The following is a 13803-nucleotide window of genomic DNA, read 5'->3' on the forward strand; positions in this document are numbered from 1 at the left end:
CTTCAGATTGGGGTAAAATTTTCTGTTGGGGCAGGTGCGTCCCATCCTCACCCGGTAAATTTATGATATTCCCCGATTTCTCCCAATTCGCCGAACTCGCTAAGCAAGGTAACTTCGTCCCCGTGTATCAGGAATGGGTGGCGGATCTGGATACGCCAGTATCTGCATGGTATCGCGTCTGTGCTGGTCAACCTTACAGTTTTTTGTTGGAGTCGGTTGAAGGAGGAGAAAACATCGGACGCTATAGTTTATTGGGATGCGACCCGGTGTGGGTGTTGGAAGCACGAGGCGATCGCACGACCCAAATCCACCGCGACGGTTGGATTGTAGAATTTGAAGGCGACCCGTTTAAAGCATTAACCTACTGCATTACGCCCTATCATCCAGTAAAATTGCCCCAACTTCCTGCCGGTATTGGCGGATTATTTGGATATTGGGGATATGAGTTAATTCGCTGGATCGAACCTAAAGTGCAAATTTATCCGGCGGGGGAAAAAGACTTGCCGGATGGAGTGTGGATGCAAGTCGATCACCTGTTGATATTTGACCAGGTGAAGCGGAAAATATGGGCAATCGCATACGCAGACTTGCGCGACCCGGAGGTGAAGTTAGAGGAAGCTTATCAGCAAGCGTGCGATCGCGTCACCCAGTTAGTCAATAAACTGCAATCTCCCCTATGCCAGCAGAGTACCTTTTTAGAATGGAAACCGCCAGGAACAGGTGCAGGGGAAACCGAGTATACGAGTAATATCACCCGCGAACAGTTTTGCGACAACGTTAAAAAGGCAAAAGAATATATCAAAGCAGGGGATATTTTTCAGGTAGTACTTTCCCAGCGACTATCGGCAGAATACAGCGGCGATCCTTTTGCACTATATCGCTCGTTGCGGTTAATTAATCCTTCGCCGTATATGTCATATTTTCACTTTAACGACTGGCAAATTATCGGTTCCAGTCCCGAGGTGATGGTAAAATCAGAACGAGATCGGGATGGTAATAAAATAGCAACTTTGCGACCAATTGCCGGAACGCGACGCCGGGGTAAAACAACTCAAGAAGATAACGCTTTGGCAGAAGAATTGTTGCAAGATCCGAAAGAAATTGCCGAACACGTTATGCTAGTAGATCTGGGGCGAAATGACTTGGGTCGCGCCTGTAAAATCGGTAGCGTAAAAGTAGACCAATTAATGGTAATTGAACGGTATTCCCACGTGATGCATATTGTGAGTAATGTCGTGGGAGAATTGGCGCAAGATAAAACAGCTTGGGATTTGTTGAAAGCGTGTTTCCCAGCGGGGACGGTCAGCGGTGCGCCTAAAATTCGGGCAATGGAGATTATAAATGAATTGGAGGGATGTCGGCGCGGGGTTTATTCTGGGGCTTATGGGTACTATGATTTTGAAGGGCAGTTGAATAGCGCGATCGCAATCCGCACGATGGTCGTCCGCAGTCAAGGAAATGGCAAGCATACGGTATCGGTGCAAGCGGGTGCCGGGTTAGTCGCTGATTCTGAACCTGAAAAAGAATATGAGGAAACGATTAATAAGGCAAGGGGTTTGTTGGAAGCGATTCGCTGTTTAAAATAGCTAATGGCTAATAGTAGCAATTAGCAATTAGCAATTAGCAATTAGCAATTAGCAATTAGCAATTAGCAAATTATGAACTTTTACATTGTTGATGTGTTTGCGGTGGGGAAATATACTGGCAATCAGTTGGCTGTGTTTACGGGTGATGGGGTGGGTGAGTTATCGGATTCTCAGATGCAGCGCATCGCTAAGGAGATGAATTATTCGGAAACTACTTTTATCTCATCAACAGAGATGCGAGAGGGTGGTTATGATGTGCGGATTTTTACCCCTGAGCAAGAGTTACCTTTTGCTGGGCATCCGACTTTAGGAACTGCTTATATTATACAGCAAGAAATAGTTAAAAATCAGGTTGACAAAGTTAATTTAAATCTCAAAGTTGGGCAAATTCCAGTCACGCTGCATTATGGGGGTGAGTCGGTAGAATGGTTGTGGATGCAGCAAAAAACGCCAACTTTTGGTCAGGGGTTTTCGGCAGATAAGATTGCAAGCGTGTTGAATTTAGATGTATCCGAGATAGATTCGAGGTTTCCGATTGAAGAAGTTTCGACCGGAGTGCCGTTTATTATCGTGCCGTTGAAAACTCTGGAAGCAATTAAGCGTATTAAGGTGAATAAAGATAAATATTTTGAGCTAATTGAAAAGACGCAAGCGAAAGCGATTTTGGTATTTTGCCCCGAAACTTATAGTCCGGAAAATAATCTAAATGTACGGATGTTTGCCGGTTATTTAGGAGTTCCGGAAGATCCGGCGACGGGGAGTGCTAATGGTTGTTTGGCTGGGTATTTAGTCGAGTATTCTTATTTTGGGTCAGCACCAATTGATTTACGAGTCGAGCAAGGATATGAAATTGGTAGACGTTCTTTGCTGTTATTAAAAGCGCAAAGAGGTAAACAAGGAATTGAAGTTTCAGTCGGTGGAAAGGTGATTTTGGTCGCCAAAGGAGAATTTGTTTAAACAAAGCATACCAATGCTAATTTATTGAGGCAAGTCTCTTTCTTCTCTTCCTCTGCGCGGTTTATTCTATTCTTATTTGTAGGGTGCGTTAGGCGCAATTTAATCTGTTGTTTTTGAATAATTTCCCCAGATCTGCGCCGTAACGCACCGCGCAGAGATGGTGCCGTACTACTCTTCTTGGCGTTCTACTCTTCGAGAAGCTGAAGAAAGCGTCTATGGCGTCTACCCTACGGGAAGCCGCTGCGCGTCTATGGCGGTTCAAAAAAGTTATTTCTGGAAGTCGAACCAGGCGCAGATCGGGATATCCTGCACGAATCTCTTCAAAACTATCATCCTCATCTGAGTTGAGACTTGATTCATAAAGCAGCGAGAACCGATTTTTCGTAAATCTGGCGTTATGGAATTGGTTGGAATATCCCAATCATATCATGTCCGGTTCTTCACCCATAGTTAGGAATGACGCGGCGACACGGTGACACGGTGACGCAGAGAGATTTTTATTAAGGGTAATTAGGCGGACATCATATCAATCCAAAAATCGACCATTCCCCAGTCCTGCGATCGCTCTAAGAAAACCTTCGTATATCCACCATCTAAGTGGAAGAGAACTCCCACGGGTTCTAGTTGCTGATGAAATTTCATACCCTTGTTTGAGAATTTCTAGGGTTTCTTCATCGATCGGTCGTAGGGTGCGTTAGGCGCAATTTAATCTGTTGTTTTTGACTAATTTCCCCAGATTTGCGCCGTAACGCACCATCAAATGGCGGTGCCGTACTCTCGACTAACGCACCCTACTCGAAAATTGAGCGAAATGAATTAATAGTAGCACCATCTCGTGAATTATCTAACACCGCAAACACAACTTTTTCAAAAAAGCAATTGAGTTGAGGGTTTTCTACAAGATGATGGTAAAAATATCGGGCAACATTTTCAGGATTATTTTTAAACACGCCACAACCCCAAGCGCCTAACACAAGTACTTTGTCACCCTGAATGGCGGCGATTGAAAGCAGCTTTTCGGTTCGCGCGAACATTATGCTTTCAATTCGATCTATTTCTTCTTGATTCCCTTTTTCTCTAACTTCGCCTGCTTTGACTGCTGGTGCAGTCAGGATTGATACTAAAAAAGGTTTGTCTAAAAGTTTATCGTCATCATCTCTGATTACTGGAACTTGGGGGGAATAAATCATATCGTCGGTGTAGAGCGCCGAACCTAGATTTCTGTTAGTGTTATACATATCTGTCATTTGAGCAATACAAGGATAAAGTCCAGTTGCTCTAGCTAAACTTTCTTCTTGCGCTTGAGTCCCTCTTAAAAATCCACCTCCGGGGTTTTTGCCTGAAGCGAAGTTTAAGCATAAGACTTTTTCTATCCCTTCTTGATTCACCAACCGACTCGCCGCGCGCAGTGTAGTTTCGTTATTGACTTCAAAACTGGTTTTAATGGCAATTGTAGCAAGGCGATCGCGTTCCCTAAAAACTTGATTAAATCTGTCTGACGAGTAATGAATCGATTTAGTTTTCGCAGCTAGTAAATCATCTCTAATTTCAACAAATTCTCCATTTTTATTTTGGTATAATCCTTGTTTGAGAATGTCTATGGTTTCTTGAGCGATGAGGATGCGTTGCTCTGGATTAGTCATATATTCACCTATCTTCGCCTTCTTGTTTTCGCTCTAACAACCGATCGACTTTACTTTCAATTGCTGCGATTTTCCTAAAAATAGTGGGGCGATCTTCATCGATAGATGCTAGCAAGTTGGCTATACCTTCTTGCACAATTGTTAATCGCTCTACTACGTTCTGGAGTCGTAACATACCGTCTCGAAATTCTTCTCGCTCCTGTCTCGCTTCAACCATTGCATCTAACATAGCTTGGATTGCCCTAGCGTTACTCTCAACAACCTGCTTTAATTCTTCATCAGTCATGGCAATTACACCTTTGAAGTTAAGCCTACCTTCTATTATCTCAAGTTGCTAGTTATAAGCTTTGGCGTTGCTAATTGCTAATTGCTAATTGCTAATATAGGATTTTTGATTGAGCCATTAGCCATTAGCCATTAGCCCCAAGCAGATAGATAACTAGCAACTTGCGTTATTATCTCATTTTACCTCAATTTCTCTACCAGAAATTACCCAGCGATAAATCGTAAATTCGGCTTCGGGAGTTGGTACGTAAATTACTTGCTCTGGTTCCCAATCTTCCATGTCAAAATCTAGGGATAGTACCCGCGTTCCAGGTTTAAGTTGGTTCCATAACATGGGACGGAGTCTTTTATTAACATGGGGCAATAAGTAAACATAAACTACCGTTGCATCGCTAAAATCGCTTTCAAATATGTTTTGGTGACGAAATGTAACGAGATCGCTCACACCAGCAGCCAAAGCATTCTCGTTAGCTGCCTGGATGCGATCCGGATCGATATCGATACCAACGCCTCTTGCACCGCATTGTAGGGCTGCTGCAATCGCCATCTGTCCATCCCCGCACCCCAAGTCGTAAAAAATATCCTCTGGAGTGATTTTGGCTAGGTTGAGGATGTCTTGTATTACATCTGGATGGCTGGGTATGTGACCGATGTCTGGTTGAAATTGTGGCATCTTTTGCTTTTTTGACCGGATCTCTAGGTTAACTGCAAACCGCAAATGCATGATACAGTTCTAGATCGCTTGATTTGGCAACCCGCTTGCCAATCACCTTTGTTTCTCGGAAAAATCGTCCCTGGGAAACTAGAGATCGCAACCAGAAACCCGGTTTCTACGATCTTCGACCATTTTACAGATAGAGTAGTCTTGGCTAAAATTAGCATTCCGGACACCATATGTATTGTGTCTCGGAATTGACCCGCAACTCTGACCCAGGAAGACTCGCACCATGCATCTGCCCCATCTCCACCCGCAACACGTCGATGAATTCGTCAAAGGCAGCAGCATTGACCCGATCCTGGCCTCGCTGAATTTCCTGTCTTTAGAAGGAAATGTGCCTTACGAGTATTTGTTTATCTCCAGCTGCATACCTCGCACAAATATAGGAATTGTTAGCCTCCAGTGGCGGCGTCGCTACGCACAGATGGCAAAAGGCGGCTGGTGGTGTTCGGGGTTAGACCCTTTAAATCGTTGGCAGGAGATGGAATGGGGGTGCTATAAGCCAAATCATCCCCGGCAGAATCGAGAAGGCAAACCGATCAAATACGAACATCCGCCGGGAATGGCAACGCGGATATTTTGTCTGAGGGTGTCATTGCACATTTGGCAGCAGGCGGCTTGGCGTTACAGTATTGCAATGCCAGAGAATATTGCGATTGGTGAAAATGGGGAAGCCATAGGGTTTTGGCAGTGGGTGGTGGAACAAAAAGTCCCGATAATTATATGTGAGGGAGTGAAAAAAGCAGCGGCTTTGTTGACCCAGGGGTATGTTGCGATCGGATTACCGGGAATTACCAGCGGCTACCGGGTGACGAGAGATTGGCAAGGTCGGATAAAAAACAGACAGATTATACCAGATTTAGCAGCGTTTGCTCAGTCAGGGCGTACCTTTTATATTTGTTTTGACTACGAGAGGGAAGAGAAGAAAAAAAGGGCGGTGGAGAGTGCGATCGCGCAACTCGGTTATCTTATAGAACAAACAGGTTGCCAAGTCAAAGTCATCCGACTTCCCGGAGTAGAAAAAGGCGTAGATGAATTTATTGTTGCCCAAGGTGCAGCTGCGTTCCAAACCATTTATGAATCCAGCATAGACTTAGAAACCGACCTAGCCAAAACCAAACCCCACACCGAACTAACCTATGCAAGCGCACTGATTCTCAATCAAAATTATTTAGGTTCCTTGCCATTTCCCCAATCTGGATTAGTCGGAGTCAAATCTGCCAAAGGAACGGGAAAAACAACCGCCCTAGAAACACTGGTTACACAAGCAAAAACCAAAGGTAAACCCGTTTTATTAATTACCCACCGCATCCAGCTGGGAAAATTTTTATGCGACAAAATCGGCTTAAATTGGGGATTGACATCGATGACCAATTACCCATTACCAATTACCCATTACCCATCATTAGGACTTTGCATTGATTCCATCTGGAAACTCAATCCCGAAGATTGGCGAGGTGGGATTATTATTTTAGATGAAGTTGAGCAATCTTTGTGGCATCTCCTCAACAGCGACACTTGTAAAGATAAAAGAGTCAAAATTTTGAAAGTCTTCCAGCAGTTAATTTCCACCGTTCTGCAAACGGGTGGGTTAGTAATCGCCCAAGATGCCGATTTATCAGATATTTCCCTAGATTACCTCAAAGGATTGGCAGAAATTCCGATTGAACCTTGGGTGGTAGTTAATCAATGGAAACCCGCAAATGGGTGGAATGTGACATTCTACGATTCCCCAAACCCAACGCTGTTAATTGAACAACTAGAACAAGATTTAATCGCCGGGAAAAAGTGTTACGTCACTACCGATAGTCGTTCTGGACGTTACAGTCCAGAAACGATTGACCGCTACATTAAACAGCGCCTCGAACAATTTCAAAAACAATATCCCAAAACCCTAGTAGTCAGCAGTCAAACAACCAACACACCGGGGCACGAAGCCGTCAATTTTGTCGCTCAGATCAACAAGAGTTCAAAAGATTATGACGCGGTTTTTGTGACTCCCACTTTGGGGACGGGAGTCAGCATTGATGTCGAACATTTTGATCGCGTTTATGGGATTTTTCAAGGAATAATTACCGACTCGGAAGCGAGACAAGCATTAGCAAGAGTTCGTTCTAATGTCCCGCGACTTGTTTGGTGTGCCAAGCGGGGAATTCGCTTTATTGGCAGCGGTAGTAAGAATTACCGATTGCTATCTCAATGGTATCAGGAAAATCAAAAAGAAAACCTGGCTTTGATGAGTACATCTCATAAAATAGATGTAGATTTACCTTTGGTTGTTGACTTAATTCATTTGAGAAATTGGGCTAAATTTGCCGCCAGGGTGAATGCTTCTATTACCTTGTATCGTCAATCAATGCTAGAAGGATTAATCGCGGAAGGACATCAAGTCAACCTGATGGGTGAAGCAACTGCAAAAGAGCGGCTTATCAAGCTACGTAAGGCACTTTTGGCAGCCGTTCCAGAAAATAGAGAACTAGCCAAAAAGCTGGTAATAGAAATTTTTTATCTGCAAAAACAGTTGAAAAATAAAAGCCAAAAGGCTCAATCGATCAAACATAAAATTAAAACAATTCATAGTCAAATAGAATCCGATGAAGCTGAGGCTGTTGCTCGGGCAAATGACATCAGCTTTAAAGAATACGAGCATCTGTTAGCCAAGGGGTCTTTAACCGATGAGCAACGCTACCAAGTTCATAAATATATCTTGAAACAGCGGTATGGGATAGAAGTTACTCCAGAACTGAAATTGCGGGATGATAAGGGTTATTATTTTCAACTATTAATGCATTATTATTTAATAGGCGAACGCCACTGTTTTCGGAGCAAAGATTTCCAGGAATGGAGCCACTATTTAAAAATAGGCGAAGGCCAGGTATTCCTGCCAGATTTGAAAACTTACACCTTAAAAATTGAGGCATTAAAAGCGTTAAAAATCCCGGATTTTCTCGATATAGAACGCGAGTTTCAAGAAAGAGATTCAGATTTAGTTCAACTAAAAAAAACTGCAATTTATTGCAGCAATCATATCAAAAGAGCGCTGGAGATCGGGAGGGATTATGAAAAAGGGAAAGAGGAAATTAGCTCGATAAAAATTATCAGCATTATTTTAAGCTTGCTAGGATTAAAGCTAAAACGCATTCGGCGGAGAGTTTACAAAATAGATGCAGCAACTTTCTACGACGGCAGACAGGAAATATTTCAAATTTGGCAGCAAAGAGATCTAAGTTTATATAAGACGGATAGAGGAATGCTAGTGTGAAGCGATCGCTTTGTTCGTAGTACGCGCTGTCTTCGCCATCCGGTATGGTTAATAGGGTCGTAGGGGCGGGTTTTACCCAAAACGTTTGATTTTAAGCGAATTGTTTTGATAAACTCGCCCCCCCGTGGGATGCCGATGCCAGCGGACATGATATTAACTCAAGTTGCTAGTTACATCCCAAGGCATTGAAACAAAGGGCGCTCTGAAAAATCGTGGGGTTGACAGGGAGAAATTAACGAATCAACCGGGTTGATGACTGGGGTAATGGGTAATTGTCAAGAGTAGACTGAGTCAAGAATCGAATTACCAATTACCAAGTACCAATTACCAATTACCAATTTGAATAACTAGCAACTTGGGTTATTACTTGAAAACCCAACAACACGCCAATGTTGCTTAAGCATATAATTCGAGGTATTGCTCGACGCAAACAATCAAAAAAAGTAGAAAAAAAGGAGGGTGACGCCAGGTTTTCATGGGATTTGAGCAAAAAACTCATGACGATTAACCGACCACCGCTCCCTAACCAGCCAAACCAGCCGTTTGAGCTTGCAACATACTCACCAACTGATCGACTCCTTTTTGCAGATGTCGGGTTACGGTCATTGGACTAACCCCAATCTGCTTAGCAGCTTCTTTGCGGGGTAGTTCGCGCAAAAATACACACTCAATTGCCGCTCTGGTTTTAGTTTCCAACTGACTCAAAGCATCTTGCAATTGTTGCCGGTCTTCTTCCAAATGTTGCAAAGCTTGATAGCGAGTATCGGGCAAAGTTTCTCCCAAACTAACCGGATAATCTAGTTGGCGAGCCACCGTAGCATCCAAACTCAGAGGTTGGCGGTTTTGAGCAGCCAACTTGCTATCGCGCCACTCTTGCAGCGAAACTCCCAGCGCTTGGGCAATTTCGGCATCCTTTGGCGTGCGTCCCAGCTTCGCCGTCAGTTTCTTTTCCACCTTTTCTCCTTCGATGTAAAGTTCTTGCCAGCGGCGGGGTATCTTTACCATAGAACTCTTGTCGCGAAGAAAATGCAGCATCTCGCCGCGAATGTAAGGTATGGCAAACGAACTAAAGGCACAGCCTTGAGTGGGATTGAACCGCTCAATGGCGCGAATCAAACCGATAAAACCAATTTGTTCCAAATCTTCATAAGGTTCGGTACATTGATATCGGATGCGATGCGCCACCTTGCGAACCAAACCAGCGTGCATCTTGACCAGTTGATTCCGCAGCGAAACAGAGGGATTTTGATGGTAAGCCATCAACAGTTCCATCCCTTTGGTATCCCACTCGCCCTTATCAGATGCGGTGTTGGGAGTTGCCGAGGTTTCCGTTGCGGTACTCACAGCCTTCGACAAGACTTTGATCTGAGGCATCAAAGGAGCAACTGGCAAATCAGTCCCTGCTGCTTTTTGGCGTGCCATACCGTTCTGACGGGACTTAATCGCTTCTAGGGAGCGACGCGAGTGCTGGCGCTCTGTGTAGTCGCCCAAATCCTTCAGAGGGGATGAAATCTCGCGTGCAAACATTGGATACGAGTAAACAGCAGACTGAGTTGCCATCATAAAAATCCTGATTCGGGAACACCCATCTTGTTATAGACGCCTCCATCGCAGCTTTCCCTGGAGTGGGAATTGGGGCGTTGTTTTTCACCTGAACCCATTTTCTTTATGACAGCCAGAAACCCACCATTGCGTTTCTACGGAATTCGGTACAAAGGTTTCACGCCTATTCGGGATAAATACGCACATCCAGACTGGCCGTTTGATTATGGGTGCAGAGATCTGAGAATTTGAGTCAGAATAAAACCAAAAGAGTCACACACCAACAAGGGAGGCAGTCCCGTGAGCAGTACCAGCAACTTCCGCGAAGCGATTCGCTCTGCCAGAAGCCATGCGCTTGTTGGCCCTAATGTCATTGCCAACGCTCTCCCCTATGTCGGCGGCGGCTTGGTTTTAACCGCCGCTGGCGTCTATGGTGGTCTTGGCGTTATCCGTTCCTATCCAGGATTATTTTTCCCAACTTTGATCGTCGCCGTTATTGCGGAGTTGATTCTTTTCTTCATCGCCCAAAATGTTGCCGAAAAAGGCAACAACAAAGTCGCCCTGCCCCTGCTAGCGACCTATAGCTTGCTGTCCGGCTACACCCTCAGCGGACTCGTGTACGTTGCACTAGGCACAAAAGGCGTTGGCATTCAAGGCATTGCCTTTGCCGCCCTTGGCTGTGGCGTCACCTTTATTGCCGCAAGGCAAATTGGCTCGAATCTGTCTGAAGAAGACGGAATGGCCTTAACCAAAACGATCGGCATTGGTATTGTTGCCTTGCTTGTCGTGCTTGTGGGTCAATTCCTGTTTGCCCTGTTTGGCGTCTACACCCCCACCTGGCTGGAAATCGCTATTTCAGGCATTGGGGTATTTCTATTTGCCGGATGTGCCGTGGTGGATTTCTACATTTTGCCCCGCACCTACCGCAACGACCAGTACCTGCCAGCAGCGCTGTCGATGTACCTGACTTACATCAACTTGTTTGTCTTTATCCTGCGCTTGTTGATTGCGATTAATAGCCGCGATTAACCTTTGTTCCAAGGGTTCTCTCTTCTAAAAGATGAGGGTGAGCAGATGCCGACCCTCATCTTTTGGGGCAAAACAGCCGTTAATAGGACTTACGCCAGGGCGTTCCTAGAAACCCGGTTTCTTTGCCTGGGTCCTGGGTAAGATAAACATGTGCAAGCTTTTTTCCAGCGCCATCCAACCATGCTAGAAGTTCAAGATATTAAACGCGAAGTCGAAACGCTGTCTCATCGCCTGGGTAAAACCCAGGACTATCTTTGACATTCCCGCTCTTTCCGCCAAAATTCAAGACCTGGAACAGCTGGCGGCGCAACCGAATTTTTGGGACAACCAAACTGCTGCCCAAACAACCCTGCAAGAACTCAACGACCTTAAATCCCACATCCAGCAATATCACCAGTGGAAAATTAGCTTAGAAGACACCAAGGCGATTCTGGAACTGCTGGAATTAGAATCCGACCCAGCACTGCTGCAAGAAGCCGAAACTAATGTCACCCAACTGAGTCGCGAACTCGACCGCTGGGAATTGGAGCAAATGCTCTCTGGCCCCTACGATGCAGAAGGAGCAGTACTGACAATCAATGCCGGTGCTGGCGGTACAGACGCCCAAGATTGGGCCGAAATGCTGTTGCGGATGTATACCCGCTGGGCAGAAGATCGCGGCTATCAAGTGCATTTGTCGGAAATTTCAGCAGGCGATGAAGCGGGGCTAAAATCTGTCACCCTGGAAATTACCGGGCGCTATGCCTACGGCTACCTTAAATCTGAGAAAGGCACTCATCGCCTGGTGCGAATTTCGCCTTTCAACGCCAACGGTAAGCGGCAAACTAGCTTCGCCGGGGTGGAAGTCATGCCGATTTTGGCACAATCAGTTGAACTGGAAATTCCAGATAAGGATTTGAAAGTTGATACGTTCCGTTCCGGCGGCAAAGGCGGGCAAAATGTCAACAAAGTTGAAACCGGCGTGCGAGTTGAACACGTTCCCACCGGCATCGCCGTGCGCTGTACCGAAGAGCGCTCTCAACAGCAAAACAAGGAAAAAGCTCTTGCTCGTCTTAAAGCTAAGTTGCTGATTATCGCCCAAGAACAACGCGCTCAAGAAATTGCCCAAATTCGAGGCGATATGGTTGAAGCCGCTTGGGGCAACCAAATTCGCAACTATGTTTTCCATCCCTATCAGATGGTAAAAGACCTGCGTACTGAGGTGGAAACCAGTGCCATTACAGATGTGATGAACGGCGAGCTTGACCCGTTTATTCAAGCCTATCTGCGACAAGAAAATCAACTCGTCGAAACCGGCGCGGTGTAATCTAGTCATCTGGGATGCAGAAACCCGGTTTTTCGCAAAAACCGGGTTTCTCAAATTTTTGTTAATTTATTGTTACAATCTCAGGAAACAGCCTCAAACCTGATAGACTTCACCTGACTCAGCATCACCGTTCTATGAACTCAGCTTCGCCCTCCAACCCTACCGAAACGGCAACCGAAACACCATTAGCTACCCCCGAAGCTCAACCGAGTTACGTCAAACTCGCCATGCGTAATATGGTACGCAAGGGAGGAGTATCGCTGAAACACTTCGCCCTGACAACTATCGGTCTTTTAGCCGTTCTGATCGGTCTTTCTTACCTGACTCGTTAATAAATGCAATTAGATCCGGAATAGAGAGGAGTAGGTGTGGAAGTAGAAGTAAGCATACAGGATATTTTTGGGGAATTATACCACGAAAGTGTCATTTCGGCCGAAAATTGGCAGGAATGGTGCGAGAAGTGGCTAGAAATTCTCAAAACCTCGCTTCCACCCGCCGATGCCTATGAACTGGGTCTGCGTCTCACCGACGATGCTGAAATTCAGGAACTGAACACCCAGTACCGAAACAAAAATCAGCCGACTGACGTCCTGGCTTTTGCGGCTTTAGAAGCAGATATACCTCAGTCAGAGGAAATGCTGCTGCACGTACCTTTATATCTCGGAGATCTCGTCATCTCGGTGGAAACTGCTGCTCGGCAAGCTCAGCAGCAAGGACATTCGCTGCAAACTGAGTTAGCTTGGTTAGCGGCACATGGTTTGCTTCACCTGTTGGGTTGGGATCATCCGGATGAGGATAGCTTGACTGAAATGCTCTCGATGCAAGCAACTTTGCTAGAGTCTATAGGCGATCGCACCTGGCTCGCTCAAATCACACCTGTTTAAGTTCGTGGCTGCACATGAAAGTTAATGAACCGCTCAATTCCCCCAAAACCTCCAACCCCCAAACCTACGAAATAGCATCGAATGGTTCCTCCCCCCCGTCTGAGGGACTTTCCTCTGGGGTGAAAAACCCAACCGAACCAGTCTTATCCCCAAAACGCCAGATGGCGTGGCGGGTAGCTCCCACTTTAGCAGTTAGTTTTAAATATGCCTGGGCTGGACTTAGCTACACTTTTCAAACTCAACGCAATTTTCGCATCCACGTATTTATCGGCGCTCTGGCAATTGGCCTGAGCGTCTTTTTACACTTAAAATCGGTAGAAATTGCGGTGATTGGCCTCACGTGCGGCTTGGTTTTGGTGATGGAGTTACTCAATACCGCGATTGAGTCGGTTGTCGATTTGACCGTGAAGCAAACGTACCACGAACTGGCTAAAATTGCCAAGGACTGTGCCGCGGGTGCAGTTTTAATTTCGGCAATGGCATCGGTTTTAGTGGCTGGGTTGCTAATACTGCCGCCGCTGTTTAGCATGATTTATCTGTCAGCTATTAATTAGCAGAACGATAGAGCATTCAAAATTAAAAATCAAAAAT

At 45.5% G+C, this 13803-nt stretch carries 13 protein-coding genes; 8 read left to right on the forward strand and 5 right to left on the reverse strand.

The genetic code is table 11. The annotated features are described in order from the left end of the window. Nucleotides 1–62: 62 nt before the first annotated feature. A complete protein-coding gene (gene trpE / locus MiSe_RS01280) occupies nt 63–1586 on the forward strand; it encodes an anthranilate synthase component I (RefSeq protein WP_226573111.1) in 1524 nt (507 codons plus the stop codon). A gap of 72 nt (nt 1587–1658) precedes the next feature. Further along, nucleotides 1659–2543, forward strand: a complete 885-nt coding sequence (locus tag MiSe_RS01285) for a PhzF family phenazine biosynthesis protein (protein ID WP_226573114.1) — start codon at nt 1659–1661, stop codon at nt 2541–2543. A 510-nt stretch (nt 2544–3053) separates the two neighbouring features. Here MiSe_RS01285 and MiSe_RS50735 read toward each other — a convergent pair. The 4 genes from MiSe_RS50735 to MiSe_RS01300 form a co-directional block, all read right to left on the reverse strand. Beyond that, entirely contained in the window at nt 3054–3185 is a 132-nt protein-coding gene (locus MiSe_RS50735; RefSeq protein ID WP_264196271.1) for a hypothetical protein, read from the reverse strand. Between the two features lie 149 nt (nt 3186–3334). Beyond that, nucleotides 3335–4186: a TIGR02452 family protein gene (locus tag MiSe_RS01290; RefSeq protein WP_226573116.1), complete on the reverse strand. Its 852-nt coding sequence runs from the start codon at nt 4184–4186 to the stop codon at nt 3335–3337. Nucleotides 4187–4190: 4 nt separating this feature from the next. Beyond that, on the reverse strand, nt 4191–4472 hold the full coding sequence (locus MiSe_RS01295; protein WP_226573119.1) for a hypothetical protein: 282 nt from the start codon (nt 4470–4472) through the stop codon (nt 4191–4193). Between the two features lie 174 nt (nt 4473–4646). Continuing rightward, the gene (locus MiSe_RS01300; protein ID WP_226573122.1) at nt 4647–5144 is read right to left on the reverse strand and encodes an SAM-dependent methyltransferase; all 498 of its coding nucleotides are present in this window, start codon (nt 5142–5144) and stop codon (nt 4647–4649) included. Between the two features lie 274 nt (nt 5145–5418). Between MiSe_RS01300 and MiSe_RS01305 the strand changes: the two genes are divergently transcribed. Next, nucleotides 5419–8451 (forward strand): plasmid replication protein, CyRepA1 family, encoded by a 3033-nt coding sequence (locus MiSe_RS01305; protein ID WP_226573135.1) that lies wholly within the window; start codon nt 5419–5421, stop codon nt 8449–8451. 522 nt (nt 8452–8973) lie between these two features. Here the strand turns inward: MiSe_RS01305 and MiSe_RS01310 are convergent. Beyond that, nucleotides 8974–9825 (reverse strand): RNA polymerase sigma factor SigF, encoded by an 852-nt coding sequence (locus MiSe_RS01310; RefSeq protein WP_264196275.1) that lies wholly within the window; start codon nt 9823–9825, stop codon nt 8974–8976. A 468-nt stretch (nt 9826–10293) separates the two neighbouring features. On the opposite strand from MiSe_RS01310, the gene MiSe_RS01315 reads away from it, so the two are divergent. From MiSe_RS01315 to MiSe_RS01335, 5 genes are all read left to right on the forward strand, one after another. Then, nucleotides 10294–11022, forward strand: coding sequence for a Bax inhibitor-1/YccA family protein (locus MiSe_RS01315; protein WP_226573138.1), 729 nt, complete (start codon nt 10294–10296; stop codon nt 11020–11022). Nucleotides 11023–11202: 180 nt separating this feature from the next. After that, nucleotides 11203–12328 (forward strand): peptide chain release factor 2 gene (gene prfB / locus MiSe_RS01320; RefSeq protein ID WP_226573439.1). Its coding sequence is split into 2 segments (ribosomal slippage): nt 11203–11277 and nt 11279–12328, totalling 1125 coding nucleotides; the frame shifts between segments, so codons are not numbered across the junction. A 134-nt stretch (nt 12329–12462) separates the two neighbouring features. Further along, entirely contained in the window at nt 12463–12660 is a 198-nt protein-coding gene (locus MiSe_RS01325; RefSeq protein WP_226573140.1) for a DUF3285 domain-containing protein, read from the forward strand. Between the two features lie 36 nt (nt 12661–12696). Continuing rightward, nucleotides 12697–13212, forward strand: a complete 516-nt coding sequence (gene ybeY / locus MiSe_RS01330) for an rRNA maturation RNase YbeY (RefSeq protein ID WP_226573151.1) — start codon at nt 12697–12699, stop codon at nt 13210–13212. A gap of 14 nt (nt 13213–13226) precedes the next feature. Beyond that, nucleotides 13227–13766, forward strand: a complete 540-nt coding sequence (locus MiSe_RS01335) for a diacylglycerol kinase family protein (RefSeq protein ID WP_226573153.1) — start codon at nt 13227–13229, stop codon at nt 13764–13766. Nucleotides 13767–13803: the final 37 nt, after the last annotated feature.

Source organism: Microseira wollei NIES-4236, from assembly GCF_020521235.1.
Lineage (GTDB): Bacteria > Cyanobacteriota > Cyanobacteriia > Cyanobacteriales > Aerosakkonemataceae > Microseira > Microseira wollei.

Excerpts from the sequence above, each read along its gene's own strand:
- MiSe_RS01325 (WP_226573140.1), top strand. The coding sequence starts at position 12,463 with ATGAACTCAGCTTCGCCCTCCAACCCTACCGAAACGGCAACCGAAACA.
- MiSe_RS01335 (WP_226573153.1), top strand. The coding sequence starts at position 13,227 with ATGAAAGTTAATGAACCGCTCAATTCCCCCAAAACCTCCAACCCCCAA.
- MiSe_RS01305 (WP_226573135.1), top strand. The coding sequence starts at position 5,419 with ATGCATCTGCCCCATCTCCACCCGCAACACGTCGATGAATTCGTCAAA.
- MiSe_RS01285 (WP_226573114.1), top strand. The coding sequence starts at position 1,659 with ATGAACTTTTACATTGTTGATGTGTTTGCGGTGGGGAAATATACTGGC.
- MiSe_RS50735 (WP_264196271.1), bottom strand. The coding sequence starts at position 3,185 with ATGAAATTTCATCAGCAACTAGAACCCGTGGGAGTTCTCTTCCACTTA.
- MiSe_RS01310 (WP_264196275.1), bottom strand. The coding sequence starts at position 9,825 with ATGCCTCAGATCAAAGTCTTGTCGAAGGCTGTGAGTACCGCAACGGAA.
- MiSe_RS01290 (WP_226573116.1), bottom strand. The coding sequence starts at position 4,186 with ATGACTAATCCAGAGCAACGCATCCTCATCGCTCAAGAAACCATAGAC.
- MiSe_RS01300 (WP_226573122.1), bottom strand. The coding sequence starts at position 5,144 with ATGCCACAATTTCAACCAGACATCGGTCACATACCCAGCCATCCAGAT.
- trpE (WP_226573111.1), top strand. The coding sequence starts at position 63 with ATGATATTCCCCGATTTCTCCCAATTCGCCGAACTCGCTAAGCAAGGT.
- MiSe_RS01295 (WP_226573119.1), bottom strand. The coding sequence starts at position 4,472 with ATGACTGATGAAGAATTAAAGCAGGTTGTTGAGAGTAACGCTAGGGCA.